16 protein-coding genes are annotated in these 19627 nt (G+C 57.7%); 10 read left to right on the forward strand and 6 right to left on the reverse strand.

From position 1 onward, the window contains the following. The first annotated feature begins 368 nt into the window (after positions 1-368). The 4 genes from RDL77_RS23315 to RDL77_RS23330 all read left to right on the forward strand — a co-directional run bounded on the left by RDL77_RS23315 (position 369) and on the right by RDL77_RS23330 (position 7634). On the forward strand, positions 369-1844 hold the full coding sequence (locus tag RDL77_RS23315) for an MFS transporter (RefSeq protein ID WP_223616092.1): 1476 nt from the start codon (positions 369-371) through the stop codon (positions 1842-1844). A gap of 151 nt (positions 1845-1995) precedes the next feature. Further along, positions 1996-3213, forward strand: coding sequence for a PLP-dependent aminotransferase family protein (locus RDL77_RS23320; protein WP_288194884.1), 1218 nt, complete (start codon positions 1996-1998; stop codon positions 3211-3213). Positions 3214-3633: 420 nt separating this feature from the next. After that, a complete protein-coding gene (locus RDL77_RS23325; protein ID WP_288194885.1) occupies positions 3634-6210 on the forward strand; it encodes a DNA translocase FtsK in 2577 nt (858 codons plus the stop codon). 134 nt (positions 6211-6344) lie between these two features. Continuing rightward, positions 6345-7634 (forward strand): Hsp70 family protein, encoded by a 1290-nt coding sequence (locus RDL77_RS23330; protein WP_288194886.1) that lies wholly within the window; start codon positions 6345-6347, stop codon positions 7632-7634. 27 nt (positions 7635-7661) lie between these two features. On the opposite strand, the gene RDL77_RS23335 is transcribed toward RDL77_RS23330, so the two are convergent. The 4 genes from RDL77_RS23335 to RDL77_RS23350 all read right to left on the reverse strand — a co-directional run bounded on the left by RDL77_RS23335 (position 7662) and on the right by RDL77_RS23350 (position 9451). Next, positions 7662-7955 carry a hypothetical protein gene (locus RDL77_RS23335; RefSeq protein ID WP_288194887.1) on the reverse strand — a complete coding sequence of 98 codons (294 nt, stop codon included), beginning with the start codon at positions 7953-7955 and terminating at the stop codon, positions 7662-7664. A 192-nt stretch (positions 7956-8147) separates the two neighbouring features. Continuing rightward, entirely contained in the window at positions 8148-8441 is a 294-nt protein-coding gene (locus RDL77_RS23340; protein ID WP_223616087.1) for a YkgJ family cysteine cluster protein, read from the reverse strand. Positions 8442-8446: 5 nt separating this feature from the next. Continuing rightward, positions 8447-8629: a hypothetical protein gene (locus tag RDL77_RS23345; protein WP_223616086.1), complete on the reverse strand. Its 183-nt coding sequence runs from the start codon at positions 8627-8629 to the stop codon at positions 8447-8449. 153 nt (positions 8630-8782) lie between these two features. Continuing rightward, a complete protein-coding gene (locus RDL77_RS23350; protein ID WP_288194888.1) occupies positions 8783-9451 on the reverse strand; it encodes a TetR family transcriptional regulator in 669 nt (222 codons plus the stop codon). Between the two features lie 212 nt (positions 9452-9663). On the opposite strand from RDL77_RS23350, the gene RDL77_RS23355 reads away from it, so the two are divergent. Both RDL77_RS23355 and RDL77_RS23360 read left to right on the forward strand, forming a co-directional pair. Continuing rightward, positions 9664-10827 carry an efflux RND transporter periplasmic adaptor subunit gene (locus RDL77_RS23355; RefSeq protein ID WP_288194889.1) on the forward strand — a complete coding sequence of 388 codons (1164 nt, stop codon included), beginning with the start codon at positions 9664-9666 and terminating at the stop codon, positions 10825-10827. Further along, complete coding sequence (locus RDL77_RS23360; protein WP_288194891.1) at positions 10824-13967, forward strand: efflux RND transporter permease subunit; 3144 nt, start codon at positions 10824-10826, stop codon at positions 13965-13967. Before RDL77_RS23355 ends, RDL77_RS23360 begins: the two co-directional genes overlap by 4 nt. 49 nt (positions 13968-14016) lie before the next feature. Here the strand turns inward: RDL77_RS23360 and RDL77_RS23365 are convergent, their stop codons facing one another. Continuing rightward, the gene (locus RDL77_RS23365) at positions 14017-14505 is read right to left on the reverse strand and encodes a DUF3592 domain-containing protein (protein ID WP_288194892.1); all 489 of its coding nucleotides are present in this window, start codon (positions 14503-14505) and stop codon (positions 14017-14019) included. Positions 14506-14554: 49 nt separating this feature from the next. Here RDL77_RS23365 and RDL77_RS23370 point away from each other — a divergent pair, with 49 nt between their 5' ends. Beyond that, entirely contained in the window at positions 14555-14905 is a 351-nt protein-coding gene (locus RDL77_RS23370) for a VOC family protein (protein ID WP_288194893.1), read from the forward strand. Between the two features lie 52 nt (positions 14906-14957). Here RDL77_RS23370 and RDL77_RS23375 read toward each other — a convergent pair whose 3' ends face one another. Beyond that, on the reverse strand, positions 14958-15869 hold the full coding sequence (locus RDL77_RS23375) for a LysR family transcriptional regulator (RefSeq protein WP_288194894.1): 912 nt from the start codon (positions 15867-15869) through the stop codon (positions 14958-14960). Positions 15870-15994: 125 nt separating this feature from the next. Here RDL77_RS23375 and RDL77_RS23380 point away from each other — a divergent pair, with 125 nt between their 5' ends. The 3 genes from RDL77_RS23380 (at position 15995) to repB (ending at position 19433) form a co-directional block, all read left to right on the forward strand. Further along, positions 15995-16828, forward strand: coding sequence for an aldo/keto reductase (locus tag RDL77_RS23380; protein ID WP_288194899.1), 834 nt, complete (start codon positions 15995-15997; stop codon positions 16826-16828). 391 nt (positions 16829-17219) lie between these two features. Further along, positions 17220-18419 (forward strand): plasmid partitioning protein RepA, encoded by a 1200-nt coding sequence (repA, locus tag RDL77_RS23385; protein ID WP_288194896.1) that lies wholly within the window; start codon positions 17220-17222, stop codon positions 18417-18419. Between the two features lie 3 nt (positions 18420-18422). Then, the gene (gene repB, locus RDL77_RS23390) at positions 18423-19433 is read left to right on the forward strand and encodes a plasmid partitioning protein RepB (RefSeq protein WP_288194898.1); all 1011 of its coding nucleotides are present in this window, start codon (positions 18423-18425) and stop codon (positions 19431-19433) included. Positions 19434-19627 lie beyond the last annotated feature (194 nt).

Consider the following 19627-nt stretch of genomic DNA (forward strand, 5'->3'; position numbering starts at 1 on the left):
TATTCACTGTCGCCAGGCAGAGCTGCGATATCGAGGTCTCCGCCCTGCCCGGCGACACACCTCGGCATCTGTCAGGATGACATTTTAACTTTGCACAACAAGCGACATTTCAACCTTGCTGCCACATGATGTGTAGCCGGGGTACATTCCATTTCAAAGTGCAACGTCCGTTCAGGCTTGCTTCCAAGATACGCGCACTGTTTCAGGGCGATTATTTTGTACCAGATACAATGAATCACGAGATTGTATATGGATATCGCATAATCGCGGGTTTATATCGGTGGTCGTTTCCCCACGGCTAGCCGCCGTTTGCAAATCCGCGACATTTTCTTTCCGATGTGTACGCGCTACCGAGAGCGAACCCGACCATGTCGGACCAAATCAGTCAGGCCTCCCAGGCCCGGCCACGAACGATCCAAACGCCTGACAACAAAACAACAGGTCCGAACTTCCGCACCATAGCGCTTATCATTGCCAGTGCCATGTTCATGGAACAGCTCGACGCGACGGTGCTGGCAACGGCGTTGCCGACCATGGCACGCGATTTTGGCGTTCAGCCACCTGCCATGAGCCTGGCGCTCACCTCCTATCTCCTCAGTCTCGCCATCTTCATCCCGGCGAGCGGCAAGATTGCCGACCGGTTCGGATCCCGCACCGTTTTCAGCGCGGCAATCGCGGTTTTCGTCTTTGGTTCGATCCTCTGCGCGCAGGCCCCGGATCTGCGCTTTCTCGTTCTCGCGCGCATCATTCAGGGCCTTGGCGGTGCGATGATGATGCCGGTTGGCCGGCTCGTGCTGATGCGCAGCGTCGCGCGCAAGGATCTTGTTTCAGCGATGTCCTGGCTGCTGGTTCCCGCGCTTGTCGGCCCCATTCTCGGACCGCCCGTGGGCGGGCTGATTGTCACCTATTTCGACTGGCGCTGGATTTTCTACATCAATGTGCCGATCGGCTGCATTGGTTTCATTCTTGTCAGGCGCTTCATCGAGGAGGTGAAGGGGGTGTCCGACGGTCCCTTCGATTTTCTCGGTCTTTTCCTTTCCGGCATTTCACTCGGTTCTCTCCTCTTCGGTTTCGAAATGGCAAGCCGCCCGGGTGAAGGGGAACTGGCAGCCGTTCTTGTCGCTGTGGGGATGGTTTTCGGTGCGGGTTATCTCGCACATGCCAAGCGGCATCCCTCCCCCATTCTCGATTTCTCGCTCATGCGCGTCAGCAGCTTCAGCACGTCTGTCATCGCCGGGTCGCTGACCCGCATCACGCAGGGAGCACAGCCGTTCCTGCTGCCCCTGATGCTGCAGCTCGGCTTTGGATTTTCTGCGGCGCGCGCGGGCGGCATCGTTGTCGCCACGGCACTGGGCTCCATGATGATGAAGGCCGTTGCACCGAAAATCCTGCGGCGCTTCGGTTTCCGCGCAAGCCTTATCGTCAATGGCCTCATTGCGACGTTTGGCTACGCCCTTTGTGCAGCCTTCCGGCCGGACTGGCCCCTGCCCCTCATCTTCGCTGTTCTGCTTTGCTGCGGGTTCTTCATGTCGTTCCAGTTCACGGCCTACAACACGGTGGCCTATGACGAGATCGGACGGGAACGCATGAGTTCTGCGACCAGTTTCTATACGACATTCCAGCAGCTCATGTTGTCGCTCGGTATCTGTGTCGGCGCATTGGCCCTTTCGGGTTCAATGCTGGTTCGAAGCCATGCGACACCGGAACTTGGCGACTTCTCGGCGGCGTTTCTTGTTGTAACGGCAATCTCCCTCACCGCGACGATCTGGAATCTCCGCTTTTCACAATCGGCAGGGGCCGACATCAGCGGTCACACGAAAATGGTCAAGGCTCCCGGCGAATAGGATTGCGCAGCGGCTGGCTTTACCCGCCCTCACCGCATCTTGATTGTGCGGCCAACAAGCCTTGCAAAATAACAACAGCAGATATGTCAGTATTGTTGACATATCTGCTGTTTTACGGTGCTATGCATCTGCAAACAAACGGGAGGAAACAATGGGCGAGTGGGATGCTCTGTACGCAACACGCACGAAAAACATGCGTGCATCCGAAATACGCGAACTGCTGAAACTGCTTGATCAGCCAGACATCATTTCCTTTGCCGGCGGTATTCCGGACCCCGCCCTCTTTCCCAAGGAAGCGATACGGGAAGCCTATGAGGCTGTTCTCAGCCAGAATGCTGACGTCGCGCTGCAATATTCGGTGAGCGAGGGATATCGCCCGCTGCGCGAATGGCTGGTGCAGCACATGGCGTCGCTCGGCGTGCCCTGCACGATCGACAACATCATCATCACCACGGGCTCGCAACAGGCACTGGACTACCTCGGCAAGCTGTTCATATCACCCGGCGATACGGTGCTCACGACTTGGCCCACCTATCTTGGTGCCCTCCAGGCCTTCAACGCCTATGAGCCGCGCTATGACCGCCTCAACCCCGAACAGGGAAACATGACGCCGGTCGCCTATCGCGACGGTGCAAAGGCTGCAGGCGGTGATGTAAAGCTTGCCTATCTGACGGCGGATTTCTGCAACCCGACGGGCGAAACGGTCAGTCAGGATGGCCGCATCCGCCTGATTGAGCTGGCGCACGAACTCGACATACCGCTGATCGAAGATGCGGCCTATCAGGCCTTGCGGTTCGATGGAGAGCCCGTGCCGTCGATGCTTGCCCTCGATTGCGAACGTGAAGGACATATCGACCGCACGCGTGTCGTCTACTCCGGCAGTTTCTCCAAGACCCTTACACCCGGCTTGCGTGTCGGCTGGATTTGCGCTGCACAGCCTGTGATTGCCAAGCTGGTCCTGATCAAACAGGCTGCCGATCTGCACAGCCCGACCATCAATCAGATGACAATCCATCACGTGGCGTCCCGGGATTTCGACAAGCAGGTCGAGAAGGTGCGCAACAGCTACCGCCAGCGCCGCGACTATATGCTCGATGCCCTTGCCCGTTTCATGCCGCCAGGCGTGACGTGGACAAAACCGGAGGGCGGCATGTTTGTCTGGGTCACCTTGCCGGAAGGCATGGACGGCGCAGCCCTCCTCGCACAAGCGCTGCAAAAGGTGCGCGTGGCGTTCGTTCCCGGCTTTGCATTCCATGCGGACGGGACCGGCAAGAATACCATTCGGCTCAACTTCTCCTTGCCCAACAAGGAAGCAATCGAAACCGGGATTTCCCGTCTCGGCAAGCTGATTGCCGAAGAAGCCGCCTGACGGCTCGCACTGTTCCGTGACAAACAAAGCAGCCTGATCTTAAACAGGCTGCTTTTTGGTATCCGGGGTGTGCCTGCGCACGTGCCCTGCGTCGATCCGGGCCGTCGCTGCCCCTGTCAGGAGGCGGCAACAGAGAGAGCGTTTGCAGCCATCAGTAGCAACTTATTAACCTTCATTTTCTATTCGATTAGGCAAGTTTACGAGCAACATCCAATCGCTTCGCTTGCAGGTATCATGCGTATTCCAAGAACAAATTTCTCAATGAAGTCAGACGATTACGTAGACGAATATGGCGATGCGCACGAATCGCCAGCGTCTGCACAGCCGCCTGTGGCTCAAAAGCCGACCGTGCCGGAGGCGGTGCAACCCCCAGCTCCGACCCAGGCGGCTCGAAATAGTGTGCCAAACGGTTCGGGAAACATGCGCACTCCTGCTGCTTCGCCCTATGAGCCGGTCTCCACCCGACGTTCCATCGAGGCCCCTGCGTCAACCACGCCAAGCGGCGGGATGCGCGCGCCTGCACGTGCGCCGATCACTCTTGAGCCGGATACGGATCCCACGGCTCCCATTTCAAAGCGGATGTTCTCCCTGTCGGCCAATGTGCGTTTCACCCGCACCCCCGATACCGTTCTGCAAAAGCACCGCAACGGGGCCGAAAGCGCAACGCCGGCACCTGCTCCCAAAGTGGAAAGGTCGTTTGCCGCGCCAAAGGCGGCCATCCCGGCGCCAACCCCGAAGATTCCTGCTGTCGCTCCGGCGGCTCCCAAGCCGGTTGCTGGCGAGACTGCTCTTCGCAAGGCTCCTGCTCCGGCGCAATCCGGTTTGCCGCGGGCCCCGGCATTCGTCACAAATTATGCACCGGCGGTCGTCACGCACGCACCGGCCGCTCCCGTTGCGCGTGAGGCCCGGCCAAGCCTGCAAACAAGCGGTGCGCAGCCAATTCCACAAAAATCCGGAACGCTGGATTACCTCTCGGATTATGCATTCTGGGAATCGATGGAGTTCTCGGGCGGCTTTGTTGCTACCCCCGCAGCCTCTGCGTCGAAGGCTGTACGCAAGATCGCACCCGATGCCATTACCGCGCTGTTCCGTGTTGTCGAACTCCGGCAGTCGCATGCCACCACCGCTCCTGTGACCACAGTGCCCGCAGCTCCGGCTCCCTTGCCTGCCGCACCGATTGTTCCGGTTGCACCGGCGGCCGTTGCAGCTGCCACGCGCCAGCGCCAGGCCGATCCGGTCGTGGAAAGCGCTGCCGTTATGAATCCGGCGACTGATGTGCAAGAGGAAGTGACTTTTGCTCGCGCTGCGGCGGCACCATTGCCGCCGGAAGAAGTGGCCGTTGAAGAAAAGCCGTCACGGCTACAGGTAACGGTGCGCCAGGAGAAGCCCGCTATCGTGCCGACCCGCCTTACACCGCTTGCCGTACAGTCCTATGGCGAGATGTATGAGCGCCCGCCGCTGTCGTTGCTGCAGGAACCGGCGGAACGCGCGGAAGTGATCATTACGCAGGAAGCGCTGGAACAGAATGCCGGACTTCTTGAAAGCGTGCTTGAGGACTTCGGTATCCGTGGCGAGATCATTCATGTGCGCCCCGGACCGGTGGTGACGCTGTATGAATTCGAGCCGGCACCCGGCATCAAGTCCTCTCGCGTTATCGGCCTTGCCGATGATATTGCCCGTTCCATGTCGGCCTTGTCAGCCCGTGTGGCGGTGGTGCCCGGACGCAATGTCATCGGCATTGAACTGCCGAATGCGACGCGCGAGACCGTGTACTTCCGCGAAATGATCGCTTCGCCGGATTTCGAGAGCACCAAGCTTAAGCTGGCGCTCTGCCTTGGCAAGACCATTGGCGGTGAGCCGGTTATCGCTGAACTCGCCAAGATGCCGCATCTGCTGGTTGCCGGTACAACGGGTTCGGGCAAGTCGGTTGCGATCAACACCATGATCCTGTCGCTCCTCTACCGGCTGACGCCGGAAGAGTGCCGCCTGATCATGGTTGACCCCAAAATGCTCGAACTGTCGATCTATGACGGTATTCCGCACCTCCTTACCCCTGTTGTGACCGACCCGAAAAAGGCGGTCATGGCACTGAAGTGGGCGGTACGCGAAATGGAAGACCGTTACCGGAAGATGTCAAAGCTGGGCGTGCGCAATATCGACGGCTTCAATGCCCGCGCTGCCCTCGCCAAGGAAAAGGGCGAGACGGTGATGTGCACCGTCCAGACCGGCTTCGACAAGGGCACGGGCGAGCCCATTCATGAGCAGGAAGTCATGGATCTGACGCCGATGCCCTATATCGTCGTTATCGTCGACGAGATGGCCGACCTGATGATGGTGGCGGGCAAGGACATCGAAGGCGCCATTCAGCGCCTCGCCCAGATGGCCCGTGCTGCGGGTATCCATCTGATCATGGCCACGCAGCGTCCGTCGGTCGATGTCATCACCGGCACGATCAAGGCGAACTTCCCGACCCGTATTTCGTTCCAAGTGACCTCGAAGATCGACAGCCGCACGATTCTGGGCGAACAGGGTGCAGAGCAGTTGCTCGGTCAGGGCGATATGCTGCACATGGCGGGCGGCGGGCGGATTTCCCGCGTACATGGCCCGTTCGTCTCCGACGAGGAAGTCGAGCGCGTGGTCGCGCATCTGAAGGCGCAGGGTCGCCCGGATTATCTCGATACGGTGACTGCCGACGAGAGCGAAGAGGACGAACCGGAAGCGGAAACCGGCGGAGCGGTTTTCGATAAGGGAGCTGTTGCGGCGGAAGACGGCAATGAACTCTACGACCAGGCGGTCAAGGTGGTCATGCGCGACAAGAAGTGCTCCACGTCCTATATCCAGCGGCGCCTGCAGATCGGTTACAACAGAGCTGCATCGCTTGTGGAGCGTATGGAAAAGGAAGGGCTTGTCGGACCGTCCAATCATGTCGGCAAGCGGGAAATTCTCTCGCACAGCCGGGACAATGCGCCGTTCAGCGCTGCAGATAGCGTGGAATAACCTGTCCGAATAAAACGCACCTTGCGTCTGCACGTTTGCTATGTCATGACGCGCGTCCTTGATTTGGGCGCGCTGGGCCCATTCGACGGGCTTTGTCCCGATTTCTGACATTCATGGCATAAAGGAGCGCGGCAATGGCTCAGGCGCTGGGTTTCGACTTTGGCACAACCAATACGGTTTTGGCATTGGCGGATGGGACAAAGACACGCTCGCTATCCTTCACCAATGCGACCGGCACAGCCGATAGCATGCGCACGGCACTATCCTTCATGAAGGACCCTCTTGCCGGTGCGGCGGCATTGAAGGTTGAGGCCGGGCATGCGGCGATCCGGCAGTTCATCGATAACCCCGGCGAATGCCGCTTTCTGCAGTCGATCAAGACATTTGCCGCGAGTGCCCTCTTCCAGGGCACGCTTGTCTTTGCAAAGCGCCATTCGTTTGAAGACCTGATGGAAATTTTTGTGCGCCGGTTGCGGAGCTATGCCGGTAACGATTGGCCCACGGACGTCAAACGCATCGTGACCGGCCGGCCGGTGCATTTCGCCGGCGCCAATCCGGATCCCGCCCTGGCAACGGCGCGTTACAACGAGGCGCTCAACCGGTTCGGTTTTCCTGAAATCCACTATGTCTACGAGCCGGTGGCTGCGGCTTTCTATTTTGCCCAGAACCTCAAGGCCGATGCGACCGTTCTTGTGGCAGATTTTGGTGGAGGTACGACCGACTATTCGCTCATTCGTTTCGAGACGCACGGCGGAAAGCTCAGCGCAACGCCCATCGGCTATTCCGGTGTCGGCATTGCCGGTGATCATTTCGACTACCGGATGATCGACAGCATTGTTGCTCCGCAGATCGGCAAGGGAAGTTTCTTCAAAAGCTTCGACAAGACGCTCGAAGTCCCCTCCTCCTACTATGCCAATTTCGGCCGGTGGAACCAGTTGTCCATCTTCAAGACATCACGGGAGTTTGCCGAACTGAAGAAGCTGGTGCGGTCCAGTCTGGAGCCGGAAAAACTTGAGACGTTCGTCGATCTTGTCGACCACGATGAAGGTTATCCGCTGTATCAGGCCGTGTCGGCCACCAAGATGGCTCTATCGACCGCCGACGAGGCTGAGTTCAATTTCGAACCGCTCGGCCGCGGCAGCCGCAAGCTCATCAAGCGTAGTCAATTCGAGGGATGGATTGCCGGTGATCTCGCCCGCATCCAAGGCGCGCTTGACGATGTCCTTGAACGGACCAATACGGTGGCAGGTGAAATTGACAAAGTGTTCCTGACGGGCGGGACATCGTTTGTCCCAGCTGTGCGACGCATATTCACTGAACGTTTCGCGCAGGACCGGATCGAGACAGGCGGCGAACTGCTCTCGATCGCGCACGGGCTCGCGCTCATTGGCGAACGCGACGACATCCCGCAGTGGACTGCATAAATGCTGCCCGGCCCTAGCGGCCGGGTATCAGATATCAAATGTGCGCCATGCCGGCTTTAGATCCGCCCCTGGCGTGGGCTCGGCGGTGTTGCAGAAGGTCAGGGGCGTCTTGCGGTCTGCCCTCTGGTAAAATTCTGGATTTGTCGTGGAAGCGGTTATCGTCATGACATCTGGCCATTCGGATTCGTATCCAACGGCGGTCGTGGCAATCAGCGCGGCGCACAGCGCCAAACTCAACAGATAAATGCGTCCCAGATTTTGCGGTCCTTCGGTGCGTTCCCTTACATATTCCGGTTCACGCTCGACATTGCTTCTATGCATGATGACTCTCCGGATAGTTTAAATTGGATGCAGGCAGTACAGTTCGAAAGGCTGGGGGAGTTACCGCCGCAATCGGGGCAAGTTTTTGACCGATCCGGACACATCGGAATCACATCTTGTTGATGGAAATCATGCGGTGAATTTTAACGTCTCCGCACCGCGCTGGATGGGCACATGTTGCGAGGTTCAAGCTCAGAGATTGTGGGCCTTGCGTGCCATAAGGCATTCCGGATCGCCCGGCATGCAGGAGCGGCACACTTCGGGCCGCACATCGTAAATTCCGCAAGCGGTGGTCTTGCCGATTTCACCAGTCAACGCGGAGCAACGGACACCGACGCATCGCATGCCGCTTTCATCACTGGCAACATATTTGGCTGGAATAAGCGCAAGCTGCGCGTCGTCTTCCGTGGAAAATCGCGGCCACTGGGATGAGTAGCAGCAACAGGCGCCGCAGGATTGGCAATCAAAAATCTCGCCTGCCTCCATACGCCTTATTTGCCCTTGCGTTTGCGCGCCGGCGTCTTGGGAGCCGCATTGAAGAGATCACTGTCGCCTGATCCGGTTTCGGTATCTGAAGAAGGCGCAGCCGATTCAAGCTTTTCAGGCTTGGCAACTTTTGCTGGTGCAGGGCTTTCGGTAATTGCCGGGTCTTTGGCGGTAAACTTGATGGCCATTGTTCAATCCTCTCGTGTTCGCCCTGATGAGCGATACGGATTGCCAAGCAGACCGACAGCGCAGGAAGGGAGCCGTTGTTTACTCCGTATGCGGCACCGATACTAGGCTTGGGGGCCATTTATCTGGGGAAGCAGCATGAGACAATGGGATGATCAGGACACCACCAACTGCCTCTTGACCCTGACGACAGGTGCATCAACAGGGATGTCCTTCTTGCGGAAGGAGTCGACAATGGCGGTCATCGTCATTGTCCCGGCGGCGACCAGGTCGAAATTCTTCTCGAGCCGCATCCACTCGAACAGCAGCCCGGACATCGTGCTTTGCAAGGCGCGCGCCGCAATGTCCGGATGCCAGGCGGACGACAGCATGCCGCGCTTCCTGGCCAGTGTCGTCAAACGCAACAGCATGTGATGAACCTCGTCGTTGAGCGCACGCAGCCGCTCCAGGACCTGCGCCATTTCACCGACGTACTCACAACGCTGGGTGATGATGGTGAAAACCCGCTGTTTTCTCGGATCACCGGCAAAATTCTCAAGACAATAGATACCTGCATCCAGGGCAATATCGAGAGGGTTGGCGTTCTCGCAATAGATTGCCTTGGTAAGAAGATCGTCCTGTGGCAGTCGCACACGCTCGACAACTTCCTGATAGAGTTCGATCTTGTCCTTGAAGTGGAAGTAGATGGCGCCGCGCGTTACGCCGGCATGTTCGGCAATCTGGTTCAGGGTTGACCGATTGACACCATGTTCCAAGAAGACAGTCTCCGCGGAATCCAGAATGGCTTCCCGCGTTGCTCCTGCCTCGGCTTTGGTCCTGCGCATAATGCCTCCTTCGCTCGGGTTATCCCTCCGGGGATGCCGGGACATCGTCAGCGAGCTATCCGATGGCGGCCATTCGTACCGCTGGTTCGATAACCCAAACGTGATCGCGTCCGGTCGATTTTCCGACACAATATCACGCTTTCGTTTATTTACAATCACGGATGTATGTTTGTACATGCACCCAGATATTCCTCGGACAAGCGAACCCTCCCATGACTTTGCTCGGTACCCGTTTTCTCAGTCTCGTTTTTCTTGCAGGCGCGACGCTGGCACTCAATTTGCCGGCTAATGCCCAGCAAGCAGGCGGCAAGGCCACTCCCCCGCCACAAGTAACGGCGGTTGCCGTTCAGCCGGAGGAAGTGGACCTGTCGTACCAATATGCGGCGCGGATTACGGCTTACCGTGATGTGCAGGTGCGTGCCCGCGTTGGCGGCATTCTCCTGAAGCGGAATTTCATCGAAGGTTCGGAAGTCAAAGCCGGCGATCTGCTGTTTGAGATCGATCCGGCGCCTTACGAAGCGGATCTCGCCCGCGTCCAGGCCCAGCTGCAACAGGCTCAGGCTCAGTACGCCCAGTCCATACGGGATGCGGATCGGGCGCAGACACTGGTGGACCAGAAAGTGCAGAGCACAGCGGCACGCGATACGGCGGTATCGACACGGGATCTGAACGCCGCAGCGGTTGCGGCGGCAAAGGCGCAGGTCAGGACAGCAGAACTCAATCTGCAGTATACGAAAGTGACTGCGCCCATCAGCGGTGTGACAACACGCGAGCAGGTTTCGGAAGGTAGCCTGATTGGAACAGATGCGGCTTCCAGCCTGCTGACATCGATTACGCAGACCGATCCGGTCTATATCAACTTCTCCTTTACCGATACGGAAGCGGCGGAAATCCGCCGTCTGCTGGACGAACGCAAAGCCAAGGGGGTCGAAGCCAACAAGCTTGCGGTCAAACTCTCCTTTGGCGACGGCACGGTTTACAATCATCTCGGAACCATCGATTTCACCTCAAGCAGTCTTGATCTGGAAACGGGCACGCTGGGTGTGCGTGCCATCATCGACAATCCGGAGCGCCGTCTCCTTCCCGGCCAGTTCGTCCGCGCGACGGTGACGGGCGTGACGGTGAACGATACGATCGTCATTCCCGAAGCGGCCCTGATGCAGGGACCCAAAGGCCAGTTCGTCTATGTGGTGAACAATGAAGGCAAGGCGGAAGTCCGGCCGCTCAATCTTGGTCAGCAGGTCAACAAGGGCTGGATCGTGCTTTCCGGCCTCGCCGCGGGCGACCGTGTGGTCACGGAAGGCGTCATCAAGGTCAAACCGGGACAACTGGTTTCCGCGACTGACAGTGTGAAACAGGCGCTGGTGACCCAATGAACCGGTTCTTCATCGACCGGCCGGTTTTTGCGGCCGTCATTTCGATCATCATCGTTCTCGCCGGTATTGTCGCGATAAGGGTGCTCCCGATTGCCCAGTATCCGGAATTGACGCCGCCGCAGGTGGTGGTCAGCGCCAATTATCCGGGCGCCAGCGCCGAAACCATCGCCCAAACCGTGGCATCACCGCTGGAGCAGCAGATCAACGGCGTCGAAAACATGCTCTACATGCAGTCGACCAACTCGGCCAGCGGCCAGATGCAGCTGACGGTAACCTTTGCGCTGGGTACCAATGCTGACCAGGCGACGATCAACGTCAACAATCGCGTGCAGCGCGCGACATCGACCCTGCCACAGGACGTGACCCGGCAGGGTGTGACCGTCGCCAAGCGCTCCACATCCATTCTCGGCCTTGTCGCGATGTTTTCCGAGGGCGGCCAGTATGACCGCACCTATATCGGCAATTACGCGCTGCTGAACGTTGTCGACGATCTGAAGCGCATTCCGGGTGTCGGCGACGCGCAGGTTCTCGGCAATCCCAACTACTCCATGCGCATCTGGCTGCGCCCCGACAAGCTGGCACAATATAGTTTGACCCCGACGGATGTGGCAACGGCCATTCGCGAGCAGAATTCCCAGTTCGCCGCCGGCAAATTTGGTGATCAGCCTGATCCCCAGTCCAATGCGTTCACCTATTCCGCCACGACCATGGGTCGCCTGCCCGACGCCAAGGCGTTCGAAAACATCATCCTGCGTTCGTCGCCCAATGCCGCAACCCTGCGGCTGGGTGATGTGGCCCGGGTGGAACTCGGAGCGCAGAGCTATGCGGTGGACAGCAAGCTGAATGGAACGCCGGCTATCCCTATTGCGGTCTATCTACAGCCGGGCGCCAATGCGCTCAATACGATGGAAGCCGTGCGCAGCCGCATGGATGAGCTGAAAGCCGCCTTTCCCACGGGCATGGACTATTCGATCCCCTACAACACCACCAAATTCATCCAGGCGTCGATCGATGAAGTCGTGACCACCTTCATCGAGGCGATTATCCTCGTCGTGCTGGTGGTCTTCATCTTCCTGCAGAACTGGCGCGCCACGCTTATTCCGGTCATTGCCGTTCCAATCTCGATCATCGGCACATTTGCCGGCATGTATGTGCTTGGCTTCTCCATCAACCTGCTGACGCTGTTCGGTCTCGTGCTGGCGATCGGTATCGTGGTCGACGATGCGATTGTGGTGCTGGAAAACGTCGAACGTATCATGTCGACGGAAAAGCTGCCGCCGCGCGAGGCGGCGATCAAAGCGATGAGTGAGGTGACCGGACCCGTTGTTGCCATCGTGCTGGTCCTGTGTGCGGTGTTTGTGCCTGTTTCCTTCATGGGCGGGCTTGCAGGCGCCATGTACAAGCAGTTCGCGGTTACCATCGCCATGTCGGTGACCATCTCGGGCATTGTCGCATTGTCGCTGACGCCGGCGCTCTGCGGCCTGATCCTGAAGCCGGGTCATCATGAACCGGCCCTGCCCTTCCGTATCTTCAACCGGGCTTTTGACCGCGTGGCATCAGGCTACACCTCGGGCGTTCGCTTCCTGATCAAACGGGTTGCCATCGGCTTGACGCTGTTTGCCTTCCTGATCGGCGGCACGGCCTATATGTTCTACAAGATACCGGGCTCGCTTGTCCCTGATGAAGATCAGGGTGTTCTTCTCAGCGTTGCCGTGCTGCCGCCGGCGGCCTCGTTGACACGAACGAAAGCGGCCATGGAGCTGTCATCGCAGAATCTGGCGAAGCACCCTGCGGCCGAGAACGTCTTTGCCATCGCTGGCTTCGATCTCCTCTCCGGTGGGCAGAAATCCAATGCCGGCACCACCTTCCTCACCCTGAAGGACTGGAGCCAGCGCAAGACGCCGGAACTCGATTCCCGCAATATGGCGGGTCCGATCATGGGGATGAATGCGGGTATCAAGGACGCCATGGTGCTGGCATTCAATCCGCCGCCCATTCAGGGATTGAGTACGACGGGCGGTTTCGAGCTTTACGTACAGAACCGTACAGGGAGCGACGTGGCCAAGCTCACGGACGCCACAAATAAAATCGTCGAGGCCGCATCCAAGCGCCCCGAACTCACGAGCGTGAGAACGACCTTCGATCCGAATGTGCCACAGTACCAGCTTGACCTCGACCGCGACAAGGCCAAGGCGCTGAATGTCCCGATCAATTCTGTCTTCGATGCCATGCAGGCCTCTTTCGGCAGCCTCTACGTGAATGATTTCACGCTGTTTGGCCGCAACTATCAGGTCAACCTGCAGTCGGAAGCGGATTTCCGTCGTACGCCCGATGACCTGCGCCAGGTGTTTGTGCGGGCCAATTCCGGCAGTATGATTCCGCTCAGCGCCCTGGTGACCGTCAAGCGCATTGTTGGTCCGGATCAGCTCGAGCGGTTCAATGCCTTCAGCGCCGCCAAGGTGACCGGCAATCCGGCACCGGGTTACACATCGGGCGATGCCATCAAGGCCATGCAGCAAGTGGCCAAGGAGACGCTGCCCGAAGGCTTCCAGATAGCCTGGACTGGGTCCTCCTTCCAGGAACTGGCAACGAGCGGTACAGGCTCGCAGGCGATGATTTTCGGCATCATCATGGTGTTCCTGATCCTGGCGGCCCAGTATGAAAAATGGAGCCTGCCGCTGGCGGTTATCATGGCGGTGCCTTTCGCACTTTTCGGTGCCTTGGCCGCGACCATGCTGCGCGGATTGACCAATGACGTGTACTTCCAGATCGGCATGGTGACGCTGATCGGTCTTGCGGCAAAGAACGCCATCCTGATTGTCGAATTCGCCGTCCTGAAACGCCAGGAAGGCTATTCGGCGGCAGAAGCTGCCATCGAGGCTGCACGGCTGCGTTTCCGGCCGATTGTCATGACTTCCCTCGCGTTCATTCTGGGTGTTGTGCCGCTGGCCATCAGTTCAGGTGCCGGTTCGGCAAGCCGTCATGCGATCGGTACGGGTGTTATCGGTGGCATGCTGGCGGCGACCTTTATCGCGACATTCTTCATCCCGATGTTCTACCGGCTTATCGCCTGGAAGGACCCGGGCAAGAAGAAATCATCCCTGCCCGATACGCAACCGGCGCCGGCGCCAGCTGAGTAGCAGATGAAGCCCCCTCCCCGCTCTGGAACGAGGGGGCTTTCTTTTCCGGTTAAGATTTTGCTTGTGATGTTTGCTTGTGCCGAGACTTTTGCACGCGAAGATAGAACGCGGTCGTAAAACCTGCAAAGACCAAGCAGAGCCCGCTTGTGATCAACACCCCGCCCCACAAGGAGAAGAAATCATTGATCTCGGCGGATTGCGGTTCATCGGGATCATAGAAGACGGTAACGATTTCGTTGCGTGCAAAGGACGGTGGATAGGAAGCACTTGTCGACTTGAATTCGATTTTGGTGCCATCCGCTGTCATGAATTCGACCATGGGCCGAGAAAGAGCAGGTCCCCCGTTTCCGGACGACTCCATCAGCATTTCAACGACGCGCCCCTGAGCCCGTTGCGCATGAACGATGAAACGGTGTGCGTGTATTGCCAAATAACCTGAAATTCCGAAGAGAATCAGCGTCACGGCGAGAAAGACAGGTTTGGCGATTGTTGAGCCACGCATGGGCAAAGTTTTTAATGATCTTGGCGTATAGATCAAGTCTGCGCTGAACGCTAAGGGGGCGGCTGGCGATACGTGGGAGGAAGCGATGGCCGTTCGACGCATAGTGCCAAATCTCAAGGCATCCGATCCTGAACATGCGAGGAAATTTTATCAGGAATTGCTCGATCTCGAAGTGGTCATGGATCACGGGTGGATACTGACATTCGCCTCTGATGTGACCTCCAGGCCGGAAGTAAGTGTGGCAAGCGAAGGCGGTTCAGGCACCCCCCTCCCCTCCCTTTCCATCGAGGTCGATGATGTCGACATCATCTATCAGCGGGCAAAAGCAGCCGGACTGGAGATTCCATACGATATAACCAATGAGCCATGGGGGGTGCGCCGCTTTTATGTCTGCGATCCCTTCGGAAATATCGTCAATATTCTCTCACACGGCTGAACCTATATTTCGGTTAACCATTTAACTATATGATTTTAAACCAAGATAGTTCTTATACGGTCATGTCCGCGGGGTTACTTTCCACTAGAAAGTCGATGAAAGCGCGAATGCGGGCAGCCATATGCTCATGTCCGGCGAAGACGGCATGGATAAACTCCATGTCTTCCGGATTATAATCATCGAGAACCGGTACGAGTGTACCAGCATCAAGATCCTTCTGCACGTGAAACTGGCCAATGCGCGCCAGTCCCAGTCCCGCAATCGCCAGCTGGCGCACGCTCGATCCGTTATTGGCCTTGAAGTTGCCTTTCACAGCGATGGGGCGAATGCGCTCCTCCCCCGGGTAGCGGAACGCCCACTCATCCATGCTGCGGCGAAAGTTGAACGTCAGGCAATTGTGCTGTGCCAGCTCGTCGGGGCTCTGCGGAACACCGTGCTTGGCCAGATAGTCAGGCGCAGCCACGACCACGCGGCGGCTCTCGCCCAGTTTGCGCGCCTTCAAACCCGAATCGCGCATTGGGCCGGTGCGGATGGCCACATCGGCGCGCTCTTCAATGATGTCGATGACACCATCCGAGAGTGACAGGTCCAGCTCGACATCGGGATAACGCGCCAGGAAAGCCGGCACCAGGGGAACGATGCAGCGCGTCCCGAAACCCACCGACGAGTTGACGCGTAACAGACCGCGCGGAAGGGCAGCGCCGCCCGAGGTCATCAGACGTTCCGTCTCCTCGATTTCGGCAATGATACGCACCGCGCGCTGATGATAGGCCTCGCCTTCCGGCGTCAGCTGTAGTGCCCGCGTCGAGCGAACAAGCAGGCGCGTGCCGAGACGCTCTTCGATCCGGGTGATGAGCTTGCTGATGGCAGAGGGCGACAGACCAAGCCGTTCGGCCGCGGCGGTAAAACTGCCGCGCTCAACGGCTTCCACGAAAACCTCCATCTCGCCTGCGCGATTGTTCACGGCAAACACCTCGGCCATTCATATGAATTCATTTCACAGACCATAGTTCATTTTACTGCATTATAACAGCAATGGGTTTGCGCCATATGTCAGTCAGTAACCGTGGAATAATACAGGAGAACATAATGCATCCCGTTTCAGCCAATGGTGCCTCGATACCCGCTCTGGGTTTTGGCACGTTCCGTATGCCCGGGGCCGATGTCCTGCGCATGGTGCCGCATGCGCTCAGACTGGGTTTCCGCCACATCGATACTGCGCAGATCTATGGGAACGAAGCCGAGGTCGGCGAAGGTCTTCTCAGTTCGGGTGTTGCACGTCGTGACGTATTTCTGACAACCAAGGTCTGGGTTGACAATTATCGGCGTGATGCCTTTGTCGCCTCGGTCGAAGAGAGTCTGAAAAAACTGAAAACCGATTATGTAGACCTTCTGCTGCTGCATTGGCCCAACAATACAGTACCGCTTGCCGAACAGATCGGTGCTCTGAACGAAGTGAAGGCGGAGGGCAAAGTACGCCATATCGGGGTGAGCAACTTCAATATGGCGCTGATGGCCGAAGCAATGGCGCTAAGTGATGCGCCGCTGGTGACCAATCAGGTGGAGTATCATCCCTATCTTGACCAAAAGCCCATCATCGATGCGGCGCGAAAGGCTGGCCTGTCGGTGACCGGCTATTACGCGATGGCAGATGGCGCTGTCTTTGCCGATTCCGTGCTCAAGGATATCGCTGCGCGCGAAGGAAAAGCCGTTGCCCAGATTGTGCTGCGCTGGATGGTGCAGCAGAGTGGGGTGATTGCTTTGTCGAAGACCGTGAGCGAGGCACGTGCGATCGAAAATTTCGCCGTTTTCGACTTTGCTCTCAGTGATGCGGATATGGCGGCCATCCATGGGCTTGCGCACACGGATGGCCGTATCGTCAGCCCGAGCGGCCTGGCTCCGGTGTGGGATAAAATTGCGTAAGCAAGGCCGCATGCAAGAAAGCTGCCTGCGATGCGATGAAACTGCAATTCACCTCCATTGTCTTTGCAAGGGAGTTGAATTGCCGGATACCTGTTATGGTACAACGAAAGGTGATTCCATTTCATTTGCCGATGACCACGCAATGTTGTGATTGTTTGGCGTTGTACGCGTACAACTCATCGGCAACGATGGCCATCTGCCAGTGCGGGATTCGCGGGCAAGCATTCCTGGAATTGGTTGTACGCGTACAACTGCGGTGGCTTTCTGGGGCGTCAGCCCACTTAACTGTTGGTTAACCTAAAACAGTTTGCCACAAAAAGAGAATCTCTCCATATTGTAATCAGCGCATATTTTTAAAGTTTGGACCAAAATGCGCGGATGAGAGGTTGAGATGCTTGATCAGAACCCGGCAGATGTGCCCGCAACGACGTTGCGGTCGTTGATCGCATCTGACGCTGAAGATTTGGCGCGGCAGCTGCAAGCTCATCAATCGCGCATTTTCCCGCCCACGGCGCAGAAGACAATCCGTCTTTTCACGCCGGCCGAGGCTGCAGACTTCATCGGCATTCATGAGGGGTATTTGCGCCAGATCGTGGCGGATGGTCATGGCCCTGCGCCGCAACCCAATGGTCGCAGGCTCTATTCCGTCAATGACCTGGAAGAACTGCGCCGTCTGCTCGATGCCAACGGCAAGAGTGCTGCCAAATATGTGCGGCATCGCCGGGACGGTGAAAAGCTGCAGATCATTTCGATCATGAACTTCAAGGGCGGAAGCGCCAAGACGACGACATCCGCACATTTGGCGCAGTATCTGGCGCTGCGGGGATATCGCGTGCTTGCCATCGACCTCGATCCGCAGGCTTCGCTTTCCGCCATGTTCGGGCACCAGCCGGAACTGGATGTGGATCAGAACGAGACGTTGTACGGTGCCATCCGCTACGGCACCGACCGCAGGCATATCACCGAAATCGTTCGCGCAACCTATACGCCGAACCTGCACATCATTCCGGGCAATCTGGAATTGATGGAATTCGAGCATGAAACGCCGAAAGTTCTGGCGGACAAGCGCCCCGATACGATGTTTTTCTCGCGGATCGGTGAATGTCTTGCCGATATCGAATCCGCCTATGACGTGGTCATCCTCGATTGCCCGCCGCAGCTGGGCTTCCTGTCGCTGTCGGCCCTTTGTGCGGCAACCGCCATCCTGATCACGGTTCATCCGCAGATGCTGGATGTGATGTCGATGTCGCAGTTCCTGCACATGACCAGCGATCTGCTTGCCGTAGTGGAGAATGCCGGCGGCAAGACCGACTATGACTGGATGCGCTATCTGGTGACGCGTTTTGAACCGAATGATGGCCCGCAGAACCAGATGGCGGGCTTCATGCGTTCGATTTTCGGCAATCGCGTTCTTGAGAATGAAATGCTGAAATCCACGGCGATTTCCGATGCCGGCCTGACCAAGCAGACGCTCTACGAAGTGGACCGTTCGCTGTTCACGCGCGGCACCTACGATCGCGCACTGGAAAGCCTGACATTGGTCAATGGTGAAATCGAAGAACTGCTCCGTAGAACGTGGGGAAGGAAGTAACCCATGGCGCGCAAGAACCTGTTTGAAATGACGCCGGATACCGCTGAACCGGAAGCTGCGGCACCTGTCAGGACGACGCTCGGTCGGCCTTTGCTGGGCCTTGATCGTCCATTGCGTCCGGCGAGCCCCGTTGGCGCAATCTCCCAGTCCCTTGATGGTATATCCGCCAAGGCGCAGCGTGCGGAAGAAATTGAAAAGCGCCTTGCCGAGGGACAGGCGATCATCGAGCTTGATCCTTCGCTGGTTGATGCCTCGTTCGTTGTTGATCGTCTCGGCGTTGATGCTGAGGATCAATCCGGTCTGGTCGACCAGATTCGTGAACACGGCCAGCAGGTCCCGATCCTGGTGCGCCCGCATCCTGATAGGGCAGGGCGGTTTCAGGTTGCCTATGGTCACAGGCGTCTGGCCGCCATCAAGGAGATCGGCGGGACGGTCAAAGCCGTTGTACGCGATCTCACGGACGAGCAACTGATCGTCTCGCAGGGCCAGGAAAACAACGCCCGCACGGATTTGTCGTTCATTGAACGGTGCTATTTTGCGGCAAAGCTGGAAACCAAGGGGTTTGGCCGCGAGACGATCATGTCGTCGCTTGGCGTGGATAAAGCGGCACTGTCACGGATGATTGCCCTGGTAAGGCGCGTGCCATCGCCATTGATCGAAGCGATCGGCCCGGCTCCGTCTTTTGGGCGGCAACGGTGGGCAGAAATCGCTGATATGGTCGAGGACAGGGCCAAGCGTATGCGGGCCCTCAAGCACGTTGAAGATGCAGATTTTCTCGCAGCCAGGAGCGATGCCCGCTTTCAGATTGTCTTTGATCTCCTCAAGATCAGCAAAGACAAGCCGCGTGTGACGGCCTGGACTGCGCCTGACGGAACATCTCCGGCGAAGATCAAGGAGACCGATACGGCGCTTAATATAGCTTTCGACAAACGGAGTGGCGCGCAGTTCGGCGCTTTTGTCGAGCGCAAGCTGCTGACTTTGTTTGAAGAATTCCGCAAGGAAACAGGAGACTAGACACCGCAAAAGAAAAAAGCTCCCGAACGTTGCCGTCGCGGAAGCCCTTCTCACAGTGTGGTAACTTGAGAATCGCATTTCCGGGAATCAGTGTCAAGACTTTTTGGCGTCGTTTGGGCGGATGGATTTCTTTTGCCTATTGAAAGGTAGAAGACGATGCAGTCGGGGAATGCATTCACGACGCCCTTCGGGCG

Source organism: uncultured Phyllobacterium sp. (assembly GCF_902479695.1).
GTDB classification, from domain to species: Bacteria; Pseudomonadota; Alphaproteobacteria; order Rhizobiales; family Rhizobiaceae; genus Phyllobacterium; species Phyllobacterium calauticae.

Excerpts from the sequence above, each read along its gene's own strand:
- RDL77_RS23340 (WP_223616087.1), bottom strand. The coding sequence starts at position 8,441 with ATGGAGGCAGGCGAGATTTTTGATTGCCAATCCTGCGGCGCCTGTTGC.
- RDL77_RS23370 (WP_288194893.1), top strand. The coding sequence starts at position 14,555 with ATGGCCGTTCGACGCATAGTGCCAAATCTCAAGGCATCCGATCCTGAA.
- RDL77_RS23345 (WP_223616086.1), bottom strand. The coding sequence starts at position 8,629 with ATGGCCATCAAGTTTACCGCCAAAGACCCGGCAATTACCGAAAGCCCT.
- RDL77_RS23320 (WP_288194884.1), top strand. The coding sequence starts at position 1,996 with ATGGGCGAGTGGGATGCTCTGTACGCAACACGCACGAAAAACATGCGT.
- RDL77_RS23330 (WP_288194886.1), top strand. The coding sequence starts at position 6,345 with ATGGCTCAGGCGCTGGGTTTCGACTTTGGCACAACCAATACGGTTTTG.
- RDL77_RS23350 (WP_288194888.1), bottom strand. The coding sequence starts at position 9,451 with ATGCGCAGGACCAAAGCCGAGGCAGGAGCAACGCGGGAAGCCATTCTG.
- RDL77_RS23335 (WP_288194887.1), bottom strand. The coding sequence starts at position 7,955 with ATGCATAGAAGCAATGTCGAGCGTGAACCGGAATATGTAAGGGAACGC.
- RDL77_RS23380 (WP_288194899.1), top strand. The coding sequence starts at position 15,995 with ATGCATCCCGTTTCAGCCAATGGTGCCTCGATACCCGCTCTGGGTTTT.
- RDL77_RS23315 (WP_223616092.1), top strand. The coding sequence starts at position 369 with ATGTCGGACCAAATCAGTCAGGCCTCCCAGGCCCGGCCACGAACGATC.
- repA (WP_288194896.1), top strand. The coding sequence starts at position 17,220 with ATGCTTGATCAGAACCCGGCAGATGTGCCCGCAACGACGTTGCGGTCG.
- repB (WP_288194898.1), top strand. The coding sequence starts at position 18,423 with ATGGCGCGCAAGAACCTGTTTGAAATGACGCCGGATACCGCTGAACCG.
- RDL77_RS23325 (WP_288194885.1), top strand. The coding sequence starts at position 3,634 with ATGCGCACTCCTGCTGCTTCGCCCTATGAGCCGGTCTCCACCCGACGT.
- RDL77_RS23355 (WP_288194889.1), top strand. The coding sequence starts at position 9,664 with ATGACTTTGCTCGGTACCCGTTTTCTCAGTCTCGTTTTTCTTGCAGGC.
- RDL77_RS23360 (WP_288194891.1), top strand. The coding sequence starts at position 10,824 with ATGAACCGGTTCTTCATCGACCGGCCGGTTTTTGCGGCCGTCATTTCG.